Annotated in this window: 15 protein-coding genes and 1 tRNA gene; 2 read left to right on the top strand and 14 right to left on the bottom strand. The window is 59.7% G+C overall.

All coding sequences use genetic code 11. The features are described 5' to 3' along the window. Nucleotides 1-33 precede the first annotated feature (33 nt). The 10 genes from boxC to hemE all read right to left on the bottom strand — a co-directional run bounded on the left by boxC (nucleotide 34) and on the right by hemE (nucleotide 10,344). A complete protein-coding gene (gene boxC, locus Q1A63_RS19460) occupies nucleotides 34-1,692 on the bottom strand; it encodes a 2,3-epoxybenzoyl-CoA dihydrolase (RefSeq protein ID WP_299632386.1) in 1,659 nt (552 codons plus the stop codon). 117 nt (nucleotides 1,693-1,809) lie between these two features. Next, a complete protein-coding gene (locus Q1A63_RS19455; protein WP_299632385.1) occupies nucleotides 1,810-2,268 on the bottom strand; it encodes a DUF309 domain-containing protein in 459 nt (152 codons plus the stop codon). Continuing rightward, nucleotides 2,255-3,076, bottom strand: a complete 822-nt coding sequence (locus Q1A63_RS19450) for an alpha/beta hydrolase (protein WP_298974724.1) — start codon at nucleotides 3,074-3,076, stop codon at nucleotides 2,255-2,257. Before Q1A63_RS19450 ends, Q1A63_RS19455 begins: the two co-directional genes overlap by 14 nt. Then, nucleotides 3,076-4,617, bottom strand: a complete 1,542-nt coding sequence (locus tag Q1A63_RS19445) for a benzoate-CoA ligase family protein (protein ID WP_298974722.1) — start codon at nucleotides 4,615-4,617, stop codon at nucleotides 3,076-3,078. Before Q1A63_RS19445 ends, Q1A63_RS19450 begins: the two co-directional genes overlap by 1 nt. A gap of 124 nt (nucleotides 4,618-4,741) precedes the next feature. Beyond that, complete coding sequence (locus Q1A63_RS19440) at nucleotides 4,742-6,061, bottom strand: TRAP transporter large permease (protein WP_298974720.1); 1,320 nt, start codon at nucleotides 6,059-6,061, stop codon at nucleotides 4,742-4,744. Nucleotides 6,062-6,071: 10 nt separating this feature from the next. Then, the gene (locus tag Q1A63_RS19435; protein ID WP_298974717.1) at nucleotides 6,072-6,641 is read right to left on the bottom strand and encodes a TRAP transporter small permease; all 570 of its coding nucleotides are present in this window, start codon (nucleotides 6,639-6,641) and stop codon (nucleotides 6,072-6,074) included. Nucleotides 6,642-6,718: 77 nt separating this feature from the next. Further along, a complete protein-coding gene (locus Q1A63_RS19430) occupies nucleotides 6,719-7,759 on the bottom strand; it encodes a TRAP transporter substrate-binding protein (RefSeq protein ID WP_298974714.1) in 1,041 nt (346 codons plus the stop codon). Between the two features lie 132 nt (nucleotides 7,760-7,891). Further along, nucleotides 7,892-9,109, bottom strand: a complete 1,218-nt coding sequence (locus tag Q1A63_RS19425; RefSeq protein WP_298974711.1) for a 3-hydroxybenzoate 6-monooxygenase — start codon at nucleotides 9,107-9,109, stop codon at nucleotides 7,892-7,894. A gap of 70 nt (nucleotides 9,110-9,179) precedes the next feature. After that, nucleotides 9,180-9,256, bottom strand: a tRNA-Met gene (locus Q1A63_RS19420). A gap of 56 nt (nucleotides 9,257-9,312) precedes the next feature. Beyond that, nucleotides 9,313-10,344: a uroporphyrinogen decarboxylase gene (hemE, locus tag Q1A63_RS19415; protein WP_298974708.1), complete on the bottom strand. Its 1,032-nt coding sequence runs from the start codon at nucleotides 10,342-10,344 to the stop codon at nucleotides 9,313-9,315. Between the two features lie 103 nt (nucleotides 10,345-10,447). Between hemE and hemC the strand changes: the two genes are divergently transcribed. After that, nucleotides 10,448-11,398 (top strand): hydroxymethylbilane synthase, encoded by a 951-nt coding sequence (gene hemC, locus Q1A63_RS19410; protein ID WP_298974705.1) that lies wholly within the window; start codon nucleotides 10,448-10,450, stop codon nucleotides 11,396-11,398. A gap of 64 nt (nucleotides 11,399-11,462) precedes the next feature. Here the strand turns inward: hemC and hemF are convergent, their stop codons facing one another. From hemF to clpS, 4 genes are all read right to left on the bottom strand, one after another. Next, nucleotides 11,463-12,356, bottom strand: a complete 894-nt coding sequence (hemF, locus tag Q1A63_RS19405) for an oxygen-dependent coproporphyrinogen oxidase (protein ID WP_298974702.1) — start codon at nucleotides 12,354-12,356, stop codon at nucleotides 11,463-11,465. Nucleotides 12,357-12,430: 74 nt separating this feature from the next. Then, the gene (locus tag Q1A63_RS19400) at nucleotides 12,431-13,231 is read right to left on the bottom strand and encodes an SDR family oxidoreductase (protein ID WP_298974699.1); all 801 of its coding nucleotides are present in this window, start codon (nucleotides 13,229-13,231) and stop codon (nucleotides 12,431-12,433) included. 36 nt (nucleotides 13,232-13,267) lie between these two features. Beyond that, nucleotides 13,268-14,260, bottom strand: a complete 993-nt coding sequence (locus Q1A63_RS19395; protein ID WP_298974697.1) for a class I SAM-dependent methyltransferase — start codon at nucleotides 14,258-14,260, stop codon at nucleotides 13,268-13,270. A 4-nt stretch (nucleotides 14,261-14,264) separates the two neighbouring features. Beyond that, on the bottom strand, nucleotides 14,265-14,606 hold the full coding sequence (clpS, locus tag Q1A63_RS19390; protein ID WP_298974695.1) for an ATP-dependent Clp protease adapter ClpS: 342 nt from the start codon (nucleotides 14,604-14,606) through the stop codon (nucleotides 14,265-14,267). 88 nt (nucleotides 14,607-14,694) lie between these two features. On the opposite strand from clpS, the gene Q1A63_RS19385 reads away from it, so the two are divergent. Beyond that, nucleotides 14,695-15,402 (top strand): HAD family hydrolase, encoded by a 708-nt coding sequence (locus tag Q1A63_RS19385; protein WP_298974693.1) that lies wholly within the window; start codon nucleotides 14,695-14,697, stop codon nucleotides 15,400-15,402. Nucleotides 15,403-15,542: the final 140 nt, after the last annotated feature.

Raw genomic sequence — 15,542 nt, 5'->3', positions numbered from 1 at the left:
TCCAAACTTCGGTGGCTGGAAAGCCCCCATTGGTCACACACGTTCCATGTCGTAGACACCACGCACGCCGGTGCCATAGCGCTGCAACGCGCCTTCTGGCCCCACGGCATTCGGGCGTTGAAAAATCCAGTTTTGCCAGGCGGTCAAACGCCCAAAAATGCGCGTTTCCATCGTCTCGGGTCCGGCAAATCGCAGATTGGCTTCCATGCCCGTCATCGCATCGGGGGAGAAACTGGCGCGCTCTTCCATGAAGAGGCGCACCTCATCCTCCCAATCGATGTCATCATAGGCATAGGTCACAAGGCCAAGCGCCTCCGCCTCATCGGCCTCCAGGGCGTTGCCGATCCGGGCGCGCAGAACATCGACCTGCTCCGGAGCGCCCAGAAACCGCGTCTGCAGACGGCTGAGACCATTGCCCATCGGGAAGCTCCCGAAATTGCTGTCTGTCATCGTCACCGTCGCCATCGGGCGCGCGTCATCCTCGAAGTCTTCCAGCATCATGTAGCTGCGATCCACCGCCCAGAGCAGCTCCGCCAGCACCCCCGCAAAACACGACCCATGCTCAACAATCGCCACCAGGCTGCGCGAGGTCATGTCCACGCGCTTCAGCACCCGTTTCCAAAGCCCCAGAACCTCATTGGCCAGCCAGTGATCCTTGTTCGCCAACAGCAGGGCTTCATGCGCGATCACCTTGGCCGGTTCCCCTTGCGTCTGAAATTCGATCAGACCCAACTCACCCTCATTCGTGCGCAGATGCAAAATCGCATCATCAAGCTCGCGGGCACAGCGAAGCATCCATGCCTCAGCCCCCTGCGCCGTGAATGCATCCATATCTGCGGGCGCATCGCCATCCGGGCCCGTGATCGTGACAACCGCGCGCCGTCCTTTGCGATCCAACGTGACCGCAACGGTCGAATAGCTGACCGCATCTTCTGCAAATTCGCGGTCCAGTGGGGTTAGACTTATGCCCTGCGTGACGTCGGGTTTATCCGACGCGTCGGCCATCGCCCGCGCCCGCGCCGCCACCGCGTCATCGAATTTTGAATTCGCGATCACCTCATCCACCAGCCCCCACTGCAAGGCGCGCTTGCCTTTGACGCCTTCCTCAACGGAGCAGAATACATCCGCCAGATCGCGGCGGACTTTGCGCTTGTCGGTGACGCGTGTGAGCCCGCCAGTGCCGGGCAGAACGGCCAGCAAGGGCACTTCGGGCAGCGCCACGGAGGAGGCGCTGTCATCGGTCAGCATGATGTGATTGCAAGCAAGCGCCAACTCATAGCCGCCGCCCGCGCAGGCGCCGCGCACTGCACAGATGTAGTTCTGCCCGCTGTCTTCAAGCGCCGCCTCATAGGTATTGCGGGTCTCGTTGGTAAACTTGCAGAAGTTCACCTTATGCGCGTGCGCTGCACCACCCAGCATCCGGATGTTGGCACCGGCACAAAAGACCTTGTCCTTTGCGGATTGCAACACCACCACTTTAACCTCGGGGTGCTCGAAGCGCATGCGCTGCACCACGTCAGATAGCTCGATATCCACACCAAGATCATATGAATTCAGCTTGAGCTGATAGCCGTCGAACAGCCCACCATCCTCGTCCACATCCATGTAGAGGTTCGCGACAGGGCCATCATATTCGACCCGCCAATGCTTCATTGCGGTTGGATCAACCTGGAAATCTATGCGCTGGGTCACACCCATCCCTCCCTGAGCACCAAGAAATGAGGTGCTGGAAGGAACTATAATTCATATTTTTACATTTACAAACTGCTATACGGTTCATTTTAGGTATGAAACCTACAATTTAACGCACTATAATACACTTTTTACATCCACCTGGGTAGTGGCAAGCTGTGCCCTCACCTCTTCGATTCCCATGCCCAACACGACCTTATGCTGATCGCAGCGTGCCAGATGAGCCTGCACCATGTCGCACAATCGGCGCGCGGCGCGCGGCTTGCCCATCAGCAGTTTGAGGCGCGCATTCGCCAGTTGGATCAGCGCCTGCACCATCTCGCGTTCCGGGCTGGGATCGGATGTCTGCATCCACACCGCCTCCAGCACTTCGTGGCACTCCCAAAAATATCCGGCCTGGAGATAGGCAACCCCAGTTTGAAAGGCAGTGGTACAGTGCAGTTCGGCGGACGGGATATCGGGCGTGACACTTGCCTTGATGAGGTCAAACCAATCTTCCGGGTGGCGGGCGTTTTTGCCGGGAACATAAACATGCGGCGGCAGTCGAATGCCGGGCGGCAGATCAGGCCAGGGCAACGGTCTCTTGCTCCAACCGCACAAGCCTGGCGCAGAAGGCTGTTATCTCCTGCAAAACCACCTCCGCGCGTTCGACGTGAGGTGCATGACCACATCCCGCCAGAACCAGCGTTTCCAGCGGCGCGTAGATACGCCCCTTAATCTCATCTATCTGCGCAAGCGTGCCATAGGGATCATCGTCGCCCTGAATGGCCAGTACCGGCACGCGCCAATGGTCAATGGCGTCCGCAACATTCCAGTTTTCAAACGCCGGATCGGTCCAGGTGTCGTGCCAGCCGTGGAATGCACCATCGACATCCTCATGGTGGCGCGCCAGTTTTGCCTTGAGATCACCCCTGCTAAAATCCTCACCAGCGGCGCGGATGGTGGCCAGACCTTCGGGTTCCGTGAAAAAATGCGGCGCCATCAGGATCAGCCCGCGCACCCGCCGGTCGCTCACCGATCCCGCGTAGATGCTGGCAATCGTGGCACCATCCGAATGGCCCAGCAGGATCACATCGCCCAGTCCCGCCGCGTCCAGTACCTGACCAAGCACATCTTCGGCTTCGCGGGTCATGTAGTCCAACGGTCGTGGCAAATCGACCTTGTCGGAGCGCCCGTAGCCTTGCCGTGAATAGACAAACACACCGAGCCCCGTTGCCGCAGCAAGGCGTTGCGGCAGATCACGCCATAGGGCTACCGAACCCAAACCGTCGTGCAACAGGACCAGCGTGGGCGCGGCACCAGGCGGTGGACCATAGCAGGCGTATTCCAGGCGGGTCCCCTGAACACTCAGACGCTGGTCTGGATCAGCGGCCCAGGCTACCATCACTCCACCCCGTCGCGCAGTTTGAAACGCTGAATTTTGCCCGTCGCGGTTTTGGGCAGATCTTCCACGATCTCGATCCAGCGGGGGTATTTCCACTTGCCGATCCGGCTCTTCACATGCTCGATGAGCTGCGTCTCCAAATCCTCCGGCGCGGCCCCTTCCAGCACAACAAATGCCTTGGGTTTTTCCAGCCCCTCCGCGTCACGGGCGGCAACCACCGCGGCTTCCAGCACGGATGCATGGCTGGCCAGCGCCTGCTCAACCTCAAACGGCGACACCCAGATGCCGGACACCTTGAACATGTCATCCGTGCGCCCACAATAAACATAGCGCCCATCGGGGCGGCGCTCGTATTTGTCGCCGGTTCGCGTCCACACGCCTTCGAAGGTCGCGCGGGATTTTGCCCGTTGGTTCCAGTATCCCGCAGCCGAAGACGCACCGTTGACCAGCAACTCACCGATTTCGTTGTCACCGACCTCTGCGCCCGCTTCATTCACCAGCCGCATGTCATATCCCGGAACCGCAATGCCAGAAGTCCCGTATTCCAGATCATCCGGTCGATTGCTCAGAAAAATATGCAGCATCTCGGTGGACCCGACACCATCCAGAATGGCGACGTCGGTATGCGCCTCCCACCGCATACCGACGTCTTCGGGCAACGCCTCCCCCGCCGAGATACATCTGCGAAGCGGGGCATCAGGCGTCCCTGTCTTGTCCATTTCGGCGACCATCGCCGCATATAGCGTAGGTACACCGCAAAAAACTGTGGGCTTTTCTGCATTAAGGGTCGCGATCATGTCAACCGGTGTTGGCCGACCAGCGAATAAAATCGTGGTTGCCCCAACGGCCAGAGGAAAGGTCAGCGCGTTTCCCAGACCATAGGCAAAGAAGAGTTTCGCCGCCGAAAACACCCTGTCCGCCTCGGTAAGGCCCAGCACATGCGCGCCGTAGGTATCTGCGGTTGCTTGCAGGCTGGAATGGACATGTTGAACGCCCTTGGGCTGCCCGGTCGAGCCCGAAGAGTAGAGCCAGAAAGCCGTTTCATCCGCTGATACCGGACGGGTTGACACCCGCTCCGCACCTTTCAGAAAGTCTTCGAATGTCTCTGTGCCCTCAATATCCGCTGCGCCGATAACAATCACATGGCGGAGGTAGGGATTTTCCGCCAAAACCGGGGCGATGGTCTGATAGAGCGGAGCGGAGACAAACAGCGCCGATGCCCGGCTGTCGCGCAGGATCGCGTCGTAAACCGGGGCGGCCAGCAATGTGTTGATCGGGATCGGCACGACACCGCATTTCATGGCGCCAAAGAAGATTTGCGGGAATTCCACCGTGTCCAGCACCAACATGGCCACGCGTTCCTCGGGCCGGATGCCTGCGCGTAGAAGTGCCCCTGCAAGCGTCTCGGCGCCGTCGGCCATCTGCTGGAATGTCAGGCTGCGGCCGGTGCCCGCTTCCCGGTACGCCGTCTTGTCGCCGCGTCCTTCCGTGAGGTGCCGGTCGACAAAATAATGCGCCGCATTTTCAATGGTGCTGGTCACCGTTTTCTCCCCCGGGGCTCCAAAGCGACTTCGGATCTATACTGCATTATGTTCAAATGACCGCAAGCCGTTCCCCAACTTGGTGCAGTTTACTGCATGTCCCTGATCTCATCCGGGGCATCGGTCAGGCGGGTATCAAAAACAAGGTGATGGCCGGGAACATGACAAGAATGACCACCCTGACGATGTCGGAGCCGACAAAAAACATCACCGCCTTGTAGGTGTCGGTCATCGGGGTTTCGCGGTCCATCGCGTTGATGATGAAGAGGTTCATGCCCACGGGCGGCGTGATCAGCCCCACCTCGACCACGATCAGCACAAGGATGCCAAACCAGATCGCGACGTGTTCCGGCGACATGCCGAAATCCATGGCCGAAATCACCGGAAAGAAGATCGGTACGGTCAGCAGGATCATCGACAGGCTGTCCATCAGGCAGCCGAAGATCAGATAGAAAATGAGGATGATGGACAAAACGAACCACGGGCTGAACCCCTGCGCCAGCACCCAATCCGCCATGAATTGCGGCACGCCTGAGAGCGCGAGGAAGCTGTTGTAGAAGCTCGCACCCAGCACGATGAAGAAGATCATCGCGGTGGTGCGGGCGGTCCCCAGCAAGCTGTCTCGAAAGACCGACCAATTGAGGCTACCGGACAAAAGCGCCACCAGCCCGGTGCCTGCCGCCCCGATGGCGGAGCCTTCGGTGGGGGTGAACCAGCCCAGGTAGATGCCGCCAACCACAAGGCCAAAGATCATCAGAACCGGCCATGTTTCAGCCAGTGCCGCCCAGCGTTCAGACATCGGCTGCGGGGGTCGCGTGCCTGCCGATTTCGGATAGAGCCGCACGTAGAGCGAAATGGTCAGCATGTAGCCGAGGGCCGCCAGAATGCCGGGGATGAAGGCAGCGAGGAACAGTTTCGCGATGTTCTGTTCCGTCAGAATGGCGTAGATGACCAGGATCACGGACGGCGGGATTAGGATGCCTAGCGTCCCGCCCGCCGCCAGCGTCGCCGTGGAAAAACCGCCGGAATAGCCGTAGCGGCGCAGTTCCGGCAGCGCCACCTTGGACATCGTGGCGGCCGTGGCCAGGGATGATCCGCAAATCGCGCCAAATCCGGCACAGGCCCCCACGGAGGCCATGGCAACCCCCCCCCGGCGGTGGCCTAGAAAGCTCTCGGCGGCTTTGAACAGCGATGTGGACATGCCAGACAGGGTTGCGAATTGCCCCATCAGCAAAAACATCGGAATGATCGACAGTGAATAGCTGGAAAACTGCGTATAGGTTTCCGACTTCAGTTTGTTCAGCAGCACGTTGGGATTGCCGCCCATGGCAAAATACCAGCCCGCAAATCCACAAAGCAGCATCGCAAGCCCGATGGGCGCGCGCAGAAACACCATGATCAGCAGGATCGGGAAGGACCAGAATCCGAGTTCGAGATTGCTCACAGTCAGATCCTTACGCGGTCGGCAACAAAACACGCCCCGAAAGGCTTTCACCGATGCGCATCACGGCACAATAGACGGCAACGATGCAGGTCACGACGGAAGCTGCAAAGCTTGCCGAATAGGCCCACCAGACCGGGAACTGCAAAAACAAGGTTGTCTCGCCATTGCCAATGTAGCGCTGCATGCCCTCATAGAGACGCCAGCTGATCAGCAGCAGCGCCGCGGTTAACACCACCTCCCAAAAGGCCACAATGGCGCGGTGTAGCCGTCCCGGCAGCTTGGAGGTAAAAATATCCACGGTCGCATGGGCGCCATAAAGCTGGCAGATCGGGAAAAACGAAAAAATGGCAAAGGCGACCCCGGCCTCGAGCAATTCATAGCTGCCGTTCACCTCGCCGATACCTAAATCCAGCAAGGTCTGGGCAAAGCCGCCCAGCAGGCTCTCAGCTCCGTCTGAATGCAGCATTTTGTTCAGCGAACGCCCGACAATGGAGAGTGTCGTCAGGATGATCAGGCCGACCAGCACCAGACCGCCAATGATCGCTGTGCCGCGTGCCAGCAGTTTAATTGCGTGATGCATTCAGGAGGCTCCGCTGCCGGTGTGAAAAAGCCCGACGCAAGTTGCGCTTGCACCGGGCTCTTTCAGTGGTGTCGATGTTACTCGGTGTATTTGTCGATGAGCATCCGGGCCTCGTCGATCAACGCCTGACCATCGATGCCCTTTTCGTTCATGTCCGCAACCCACTCCGCATAAATCGGTTCGGCCACGGCCTTCCACTCCGCGGTTTCTTCCGCGTTCAGCGTCACGATGTTGTTGCCGCGATCCGCCGCTGCCTGACGCGCGGGGCCATCGCTATCGGCCTGGGTGCCCCCGGCAAAGACCGAGAATTCCAGACCAGAGTTATCGTCGATCACCTTTTGCAGATCGGCAGGCAGGCCGTCATAGCGATCCTTGTTCATCGCCAGAACAAAGGTCAGCACGTAAAGCGCGTTGCCGGTGAATTCCGTGTGGTTTTCCACAAGCTCCGGAATTTTCAGCGCCGCCGTCACTTCCCAAGGGATCGTCGTGCCGTCGATCACACCTTTGGAGAGCCCTTCAGGCACCGCAGGCACCGGCATCCCAACAGGTGTTGCACCGACTTTTTCTAGCAGCGCATTGGCCAGGCGCGAGCCGCCGCGAATTTTCAGACCTTCCATGTCGGAGGGTTTGCGCACTTCCTTGTTCGTATGGATCAGGCCCGGCCCGTGCACCCATGTGCCCAGGATGTGCACATCCTTGAATTCGGTGTCCTTCATATGCGTTTCAAACATTTCCCAATAAGCGCGGGAGGCCGCACGGGCGTTTGTCATCATAAAGGGCAGTTCGAACACTTCGGTGGACGGGTAGCGCCCCGGCGTGTAGCCAACCACGGTCCAGACGATGTCCGCGACACCATCAATGGCCTGGTCCATCAGCTCCGGTGGCTTGCCGCCGAGCTGCATCGACGGGTAGCGTTCGACCTTGATGCGACCGCCGCTGTCTTCCTCGACGCTATCCGCCCAGACGTCCAGCACCAGCTTGGGCACATTGGCCTGTGGCGGCAGGAATTGGTGCAGGCGCAAGGTGACCTCCTGCGCCATCGCAGGGGCCGCGCCAAATCCGAATGCCAGCGCCGCCCCTGCGGCCACATTCAGAAATGATTTCCGTGAGATTTTCATCATGTTTCTCCCTTAAATCCCGGTCCGGCCTTGCGTTTTGCGGCCTTGGACTCGTCTTCCCTGACAAATTGCTATTGCAGATACTGCCCGATGTCACCTGTGTTTGTAACTATCAGTGAAAGGGTTAACAGCTTACTTCCGCTCTCTTTGTGTCTCATGGGAAACTGCGCCTTCAAGGCCGGTGGAGCCATAGAGCCAGGCGATCTGCTCAAACCACGCCTGCGGCCCACGGGCCGTCATCACCGCGTTCCGCAATGCCGCATGCGCGCCTGTGGGGTGATAGACATGGGTCCCGATTTCACGCGACTGCAACTGCACGCGGGCGGTCCTGAGGCGCCGACGGTCTTGATATCGGATCAGGGCCGCGGGCAGGTCACGTGCACCCGCCAGCTCATCGGCAAGGCACACCGCATCTTCCAGCGCCATGCAGGCCCCTTGCGCAAAATACTGCAACATCGGATGCGCGGCATCCCCCAGCAGGGCAACGCGCCCCTCCGTCCAGCCCATCACCGGGTCGCGGTCACACAGCACCCAGAGCTTCCAGTCCGAGCCCTTGTCGATGATCTGACGGGCTTTCGGATGCACATGCTCAAACCCGCGGCGCACCTCCTCATGCGTTACCGGTTTTCCGGCAACCGGTTCCGGGGCGTCATTGTGATAGGTCACAACCAGGTTGAACAGCTTCCCGCCCGACAGCGGGTAGTGCACGATATGACACTTTGGACCGGCCCAGAGCGTCGCATCATTCCAGCGCAGATCCTCGGGCATCTCGGCCACGGGAATCACCGACCGATAGGTGCTATGCCCGGAGACAACCGGCGCCCCGTCCCCCAGCAGCTGCGCGCGTATTTTCGACCATAGCCCATCTGCGCCAATCAGCGCGCGCCCGTGCAATCGGCGCGCGTCCTGTAGGGTTACGGTCACGTCCGCTTCTGTCTGATCGTACGCTGTGACCTCGGCATTTGTCTGTAATTCAATAAGCGGGCTCACCCTGCAGGCCTTTAGCAGAACACCGTGCAGGTCGCCCCGATGCACAACCGCGTAAGGATTGCCAAATCGCGCGCGAAAGGCATCATCCAGCGGGATGCGAGTGATCTCATCCGCGCTTAACGCATCCATCAAACGCAGATTGTCGATGTAGACGGCCATGGCCCGCGCCTGATCGCCAACGCCCAGCGTATCAAAGGCATGAAAGGCGTTCGGCCCAAGCTGAATACCGGCCCCGATTTCACCCAGTTTGGATGATTTTTCCAACACCAGCGACCGCAGACCCTTTTGCGCCAGCCCAAGTGCGGCTGCCAGCCCGCCGATACCGCCGCCCGCAATCAGGATTTGATCTGTATCCGGCATCACGCTCTCCCGCGCCCATGTTTTGCGCGGGGGCTTGCCGGGGTCAATCTGAATGATGTCAGGGGAGGAATGGTGGCGTTACCTGGACTTGAACCAGGGACCTAACGATTATGAGTCGTTCGCTCTAACCAACTGAGCTATAACGCCATCGGAGCGTGGACTATGCCAGCCCCGCTTTGCCGTCAAGCCAGAAAGCGCGTTTCCTACGTCCGGACCGCGTCAATCATCCGCTGGACATTGTCCGGATCCGCATCCGGCGTGATGCCGTGGCCCAGGTTGAAGATATGCGGTCCCTTGGAGAAGGCCTTGACGATGGCGCAGGTCTCATCGACCAGCGCTTGACCACCCGTGACCATATGGCTGCTGGCCAGGTTGCCCTGCACGCAGCCATCGACCTGCACCTTGGCCGCCGCCCAATCCGCGCTGACCGAATTGTCCAGTGCCACGCAATCGACACCGGTTGCCTTGGCAAATCCGATGTAGTGATTGCCTGCCTCACGCGGGAACCCGATGATCGGGATATGCGGGTAGCGCGCCTTCAGCGCCGCGGTGATTTCGCGCGCAGGCTCCAGCGCATATTTGTCGAAGGCCTCACCCTTGAGCGAGCCTGCCCAGCTGTCGAAGATCTTGACGACCTCGGCGCCCGCATCGATCTGCGCCGCCAGATAGTCGATGGTGCCCGCCGTAATCCGCGCCAGCAGCGCCTCAAAGAGCGCATTGTTTTCCTGGCGTAGCGCATGCGCGGGTCCCTGATCCGGCGTGCCGCGTCCCGCGATCATATAGGTGGCGACCGTCCAGGGCGCGCCCGCAAAACCGATCAGCGTGGTTTCAGCAGGCAATTCCCGCCGTAAGATACGGACCGTCTCATAGATCGGGTTCAGCGTCTCGTGAATATCTTCGACGGGGCCGAGCTTGTCGAAATCAGCCTGCGTCTGGATGGTGGAGAGGCGCGGCCCCTCACCGGTCACAAACCAAAGATCCGCCCCCAACGCTTGCGGCAGCAGCAGGATATCGGCAAAGAGGATGGCCGCGTCGAACCCATACCGGCGAATGGGTTGCAACGTCACTTCCGCGGCCAATTCGGGATTATAGCAGAGCGAGAGAAAATCCCCGGCTTGCGCGCGCGTCGCCTTGTATTCGGGCAGATAGCGCCCGGCCTGTCGCATCATCCAGATCGGTGGCGTTGGAAGGCTCTCGCCCGCAAGGGCGCGCAGGATCGTTTTTGTCGGGGCCATGGGTGTCCTCATTTTCGCGTAGCTTGTTGGTCGGGGGCACAGCGACCGTTGTCAAGAGACTGACGGGTTGTCAGGATAAATTGACGCGCATAAAGATGATCTCATGACAGTGACCCTTCCCTCCCCCGCTTCCCCGCTGAAAATCGGCACCCGTGGCTCGCCGCTGGCGCTGGCGCAGGCCTATGAGACCCGCGACAGGCTGGCCCAAGCGTTTGATCTTTCGGAAGAATGCTTCGAAATCGTGGTGATCAAGGTCACTGGCGATGCGGTGCAGGATCGCCCGCTGAAAGAGATCGGCGGCAAGGGGCTTTTCACCCGCGAAATCGAGGAAGACCTGCTTTCAGGAAAAATTGACATCGCTGTCCACTCGATGAAGGACATGCCCACGCTACAGCCCGATGGGCTGATCCTCGACACCTATCTGCCGCGCGAGGATGTGCGGGATGCCTTTGTCTCCCCCAGCCTCAGCAGCATCACCGATCTTGCCTCCGGCGCCGTGGTCGGCACCTCTAGCCTGCGCCGCAAAGCGCAGTTGCTGAACCGGCGACCTGATCTAAACGTTGTGGAATTTCGCGGCAATGTGCAGACCCGTCTGAAAAAACTGAGCCAAGGCGTCGCGGAATGCACATTTCTCGCCGCGGCCGGATTGAACCGCCTCGGCATGGCAGATGTGCCCGCGACGCCCATCGATCCTGCGGAGATGTTGCCCGCAGTCGCGCAGGGCGCCATTGGAATCGAGCGGCGCATTGCAGATGACAATACTGCCGAATTGCTTATGGCGATCCATGACATCCCGACCGGGCAGCGCCTGGCGGCGGAACGCAGCTTTTTGCTGACGCTGGATGGCTCCTGCGAAACGCCAATCGCGGGGCTTGCCGAACTGCAAGGCGACGCCCTGCACCTGCGCGGCGAAGTGCTGCGTCCCGATGGCAGTCAGGCGATCAGTGGTTCGCGCTCAGGCGCCATTTCAGACGGTGCCGCGATGGGCAAAGAACTGGCCGAAGAGCTGCTTGCGCGCGCCGGATCCGGTTTCTTCGACTGGCACGACAGCTGATCCATTCTTCTGGCCAAAAATATCCCGGGGGAGGCCTCGGCAGAGGCCGGGGGCAGCGCCCCTCTCAGACCCACTTCGCAAGCGGCGGCAGGCTCATCAGCACCGCATTGGCATCATGTCCGGTTTCCAACCCAAACTTGGTGCCGCGGTCATAGACCAGATTGTATTCGGCATAGAGGCCCCGGTGCACCAGTTGCGCGTCCTTGTCAGCATCTGACCACGCCTGCGTCCGGCGTTTGCGCACCAGCGGAACATAGGCCGGCAAAAACGCCCGCCCGATGTCCTGGGTCAGTTTGAAATCCGTCTCCCAGTCGCCGGTACAATGATCATCCATGAATATCCCGCCCACACCCCGCGCCCGCTTGCGGTGGGGAATGAAAAAATACTCATCCGCCCATGCCTTCAAACGTGGGTAAAAGTCAGACCCATGGGGATCGAGATGCGTCTTCTGTGTCCCGTGAAAATGCGCCGTGTCATCGGCATATTCGATGCAGGGGTTCAGATCCGACCCACCCCCAAACCACCACGCATGTGGAGTCCAGAACATACGGGTATTCATATGAACCGCGGGCGCGTGCGGGTTCTGCATATGGGCCACCAGACTGATGCCCGAAGCCCAGAACCGCGGGTCGTCCTTCATGCCCGGAATGCCCTTGCGCGCGGCCATGGCCATCTGCGCGCGCTCCCCCAGCGTGCCGTAGACGGTAGAAATGTTCACCCCGACTTTCTCGAAGACACGCCCGCCGCGCATGACGCTCATCAGACCACCGCCCGCATCAGACCCGTCATCGCTGCTGCGCTGCGTTTCGGTGACGTCAAACGCGCCGGGTGCCGCGTCCGCTAGTGGCCCTGATGTATGATCCTGTTCCAGCGCCTCGAAGGCGGCAACGATGTCATCGCGCAGGCTGCGAAACCAATCGGATGCACGGGATTTCTCGGAGGCGAAGCTGTCGGTCATACAGGGTCCAATGTGTCACTTTTTCCTGACACCATGTCTAGACCGGAAACCGCAATATGGAAAAGAGAGAAATCTCAATGCGCAGGGGCCGCCACGGCATCCAACAGGCTGCGCCCGCCATCCACGGTGATGATTTCGCCGGTCATGAAGCCTGAGCTTTCGGCGGCCAGAAACTGCACCGCTTCGGTAAGTTCCGCGGGCCCCGCGATGCGGCCCAAAGGTGTGTGGTTGCGGATGTCTTCGCGCCAGTCGCTGTTTTCCACCACGGAGGATTTCAGGGAGGCGCTCATCACCGAGCCAAAAGCCACCGCATTAACCCGGATGCGTTCCGGAGCCAGCGCCAGGGCCATCGACCGGGTCATTTGTTCCAGAGCCGCCGAGGCAATCGAATACCCCATCAGTTCCGGATGGGTGCTGCGCGACGCAATCGAGCTGAGGTTGATGATGGTGCCCAATTGTCCTTCGGGCTGCTCGGCGCCTTGCTTGATCATCCGTTTGGCGACCTGTTGCGTCAGATGCAGCGAGGTCATCAGGTTCTGCTCCAAGAGCACGGCAACCGAGGTGTCCTCGACATTCAGCGCATCGGTCGACATGACCTGCCGCGAGGCGTTCACAAGGATGTCGACGCGCTCGAAGGCATCAATGGTGGCGGACACCAGATTGGCAATTGTCAGCCGCTGTCGCAGGTCCCCCGCGAAATAGCGCAAATTGCCATCCTCGCCCTGATCGCCCCATTCGTTGGCCAGCTTCTTTTCATCCATATCGGCGCACATCACATTGGCGCCCCGATCCGCGAATTGACGCGCGATGGCCAGACCAATGCCATTGGCTGCACCAGTCACAATCGCGGTTTTGCCGTTTATCGAAAAAGACATGCAGTTCCCCTTTTGCGCCCTGCCACCCTAGACACCTCAGCCACGTTTGCGAAGCGGTCGGCTGGCGTGGAACAGTTTAAAGCGCCGATCCGCACCGATCTCGGTCACCTTCGCAAACAGCGTTTGTAACGTCGCCTCATACGGCAGGTGGCGGTTGGCGACCATCCACAACTGACCCTGCGCATGCAATACCCGTGCTGCAGATTGCATAAACGCCTGCCCCAAGCCGGGATCTGCGGCGCGCGATGTGTGGAAAGGCGGGTTCATGACAACGGCATCCAGCTTGTCATCCGGTCGCCAGGATGTGGCATCCGCCCAATGGAATTGCGCGCGCGGGTCGGTCACGTTATGGCGCGCGCATTCAAGCGCCATATATCCCGCTTCAACCAGATGGACCTCTTCTACACCCGCGCGGGCGAGCAGATGCGCGGACAGATACCCCCAGCCCGCGCCCAGATCAGCGATACGTTTCCCCGGTTTTTCGGGCAGTGCTTCAATCAAAAGCGCAGAGGCAGGATCAACCGCATCGGCAGAAAAGACGCCGGGTGCCGTCCAGAACCCACCATCGGTCAGCGCAGGACCCGCCGCCCAATCCGCAAAAGTCTGCGGGTCGGCCGCGTTCACCCAAAAGAGCTTGCCATGCGCCTTGGAAATCGGCCCCTCAACAGCGCAGCGTTTGCGCATGTCGCGCAGGATGCTGTCCACACCGTCGGTTTTCTGACCATCCACCACAACGGGGCCGTCCACGCATTGCATCGCTTCTGCGATCATTGCGCGGGCTTCAGCCTTCGAACGAGGCAAGGCGATAAGTGCGGCTGCATATCGGCCCTCGGGTGCGACCGCGCAGTCATATCCGCGGGTGACCCAGGCATCATAGTCCGGGCGGAAACCTTGCAGAATTTGCGCGCGATCCTTGGGAACACCCATCAAAGCAGCGGCTGGTGTCGGTTGAAAAATCGCAATCCGCCCATCGGGTGGCCACGATAAACCACCCCCATCGAGGGCGAGCGACAATCGGGCGTCGATCACGCGCTTAGTCTTCTTTTTCCATGGTGCATTGCAGCGGATGCTGATGACGGCGGGCAAAATCCATCACCTGCGCCACCTTGGTCTCCGCGATCTCGTGACTGAACACGCCCACGACGGCCACGCCCTTTTTATGCACGGTCAGCATGATTTCAAACGCCTGTGCGTGGTTGAGGCCAAAAAACCGTTCCAGCACGTGCACGACAAACTCCATGGGCGTGAAGTCGTCATTGAGCAGCAAGACCTTGTAAAGCGGCGGGCGCTTGGTCTTGGGCTTTGTCGCTGTCAGAATGGAGGTATCGCCCTCGTCTTCCGTGCGGTCTGCCATCATGAATGCGTCGCGGTGCATTTCTGCTCCTGATCTGCTTTTCGGTCGTGGTGAGTCGTTGAGGGCTCTATATAACCTGTCTGAACATTTAGAAAAGGGGGAGGGCAGAATGGCACGGCAGCTCAGCGTAATCGGTTTCGATGCCGACGACACCCTTTGGCACAACGAACGCGTGTTTCAGATGACGCAGGCGCATTTTGCGGACCTGCTGGCGGAATACACCGCCCCTGAAACCCTGATGGACCGACTGCTGGCGGCTGAAAAACGGAACCTCGGCCACTACGGGTTTGGCGTGAAGGGTTTTACCCTTTCCATGATCGAAACCGCGATTGACGTGACCGACGGCAAGGTCGCGGCGCCTGTGATTGCGGAAATCATGGAGGCCGGTCGTGAGATGCTGCGCCACCCTGTCGAACTCTTACCGCATGCGCGCGATGCTGTCGTGGCGGCCCGCGAGACCCATGCCATCGTTCTCATCACCAAGGGCGACCTTTTGGATCAGGAACGCAAACTGGCGCAATCTGGCTTGGGGGATTTGTTTCACGCCGTTGAAATCGTGTCCGACAAGACGCCACAAACTTATCGGGACATTTTTGCCCGCCACGGCAACGGCGCGGAGAATGGGTTGATGATCGGCAATTCCATGCGCTCGGATGTGCTGCCGATGATTGATGCCGGTGGCTGGGGGGTCTTCGTACCGCACGGCGATGAGTGGGAACTGGAAAAGGCGCCCGCGCCCGAACCGGGTAAAAGATATCACGCCCTGGACGATCTGAGCGGTTTGGCCAGACTGATCGCCGAAATCGACGGCGACTGAGTCCTTTCGCGTTTCTGCGAACGCCCTGCCACATTCCTGCCACAATAGCTCAATTGGGTGACGCGCCACAGCGCGCCCCAAGATGTGGATTACACTTCATCAAAAGTTAACGCAAATACCTTAAAACAAAGACTTTATAG

Source organism: uncultured Roseobacter sp. (assembly GCF_947499265.1).
Lineage (GTDB): Bacteria > Pseudomonadota > Alphaproteobacteria > Rhodobacterales > Rhodobacteraceae > Roseobacter.
The sequence above is the reverse complement of the archived record's forward strand: the minus strand, read 5'-3'. Positions and strand labels throughout refer to the sequence as shown.

Coding starts and splice junctions, on each gene's coding strand:
- hemF (WP_298974702.1), bottom strand. CDS start 12,356: ATGACCGACAGCTTCGCCTCCGAGAAATCCCGTGCATCCGATTGGTTT.
- Q1A63_RS19450 (WP_298974724.1), bottom strand. CDS start 3,076: ATGGTAGCCTGGGCCGCTGATCCAGACCAGCGTCTGAGTGTTCAGGGG.
- clpS (WP_298974695.1), bottom strand. CDS start 14,606: ATGCACCGCGACGCATTCATGATGGCAGACCGCACGGAAGACGAGGGC.
- Q1A63_RS19385 (WP_298974693.1), top strand. CDS start 14,695: ATGGCACGGCAGCTCAGCGTAATCGGTTTCGATGCCGACGACACCCTT.
- hemE (WP_298974708.1), bottom strand. CDS start 10,344: ATGGCCCCGACAAAAACGATCCTGCGCGCCCTTGCGGGCGAGAGCCTT.
- Q1A63_RS19435 (WP_298974717.1), bottom strand. CDS start 6,641: ATGCATCACGCAATTAAACTGCTGGCACGCGGCACAGCGATCATTGGC.
- Q1A63_RS19425 (WP_298974711.1), bottom strand. CDS start 9,109: ATGCCGGATACAGATCAAATCCTGATTGCGGGCGGCGGTATCGGCGGG.
- hemC (WP_298974705.1), top strand. CDS start 10,448: ATGACAGTGACCCTTCCCTCCCCCGCTTCCCCGCTGAAAATCGGCACC.
- Q1A63_RS19400 (WP_298974699.1), bottom strand. CDS start 13,231: ATGTCTTTTTCGATAAACGGCAAAACCGCGATTGTGACTGGTGCAGCC.
- Q1A63_RS19430 (WP_298974714.1), bottom strand. CDS start 7,759: ATGAAAATCTCACGGAAATCATTTCTGAATGTGGCCGCAGGGGCGGCG.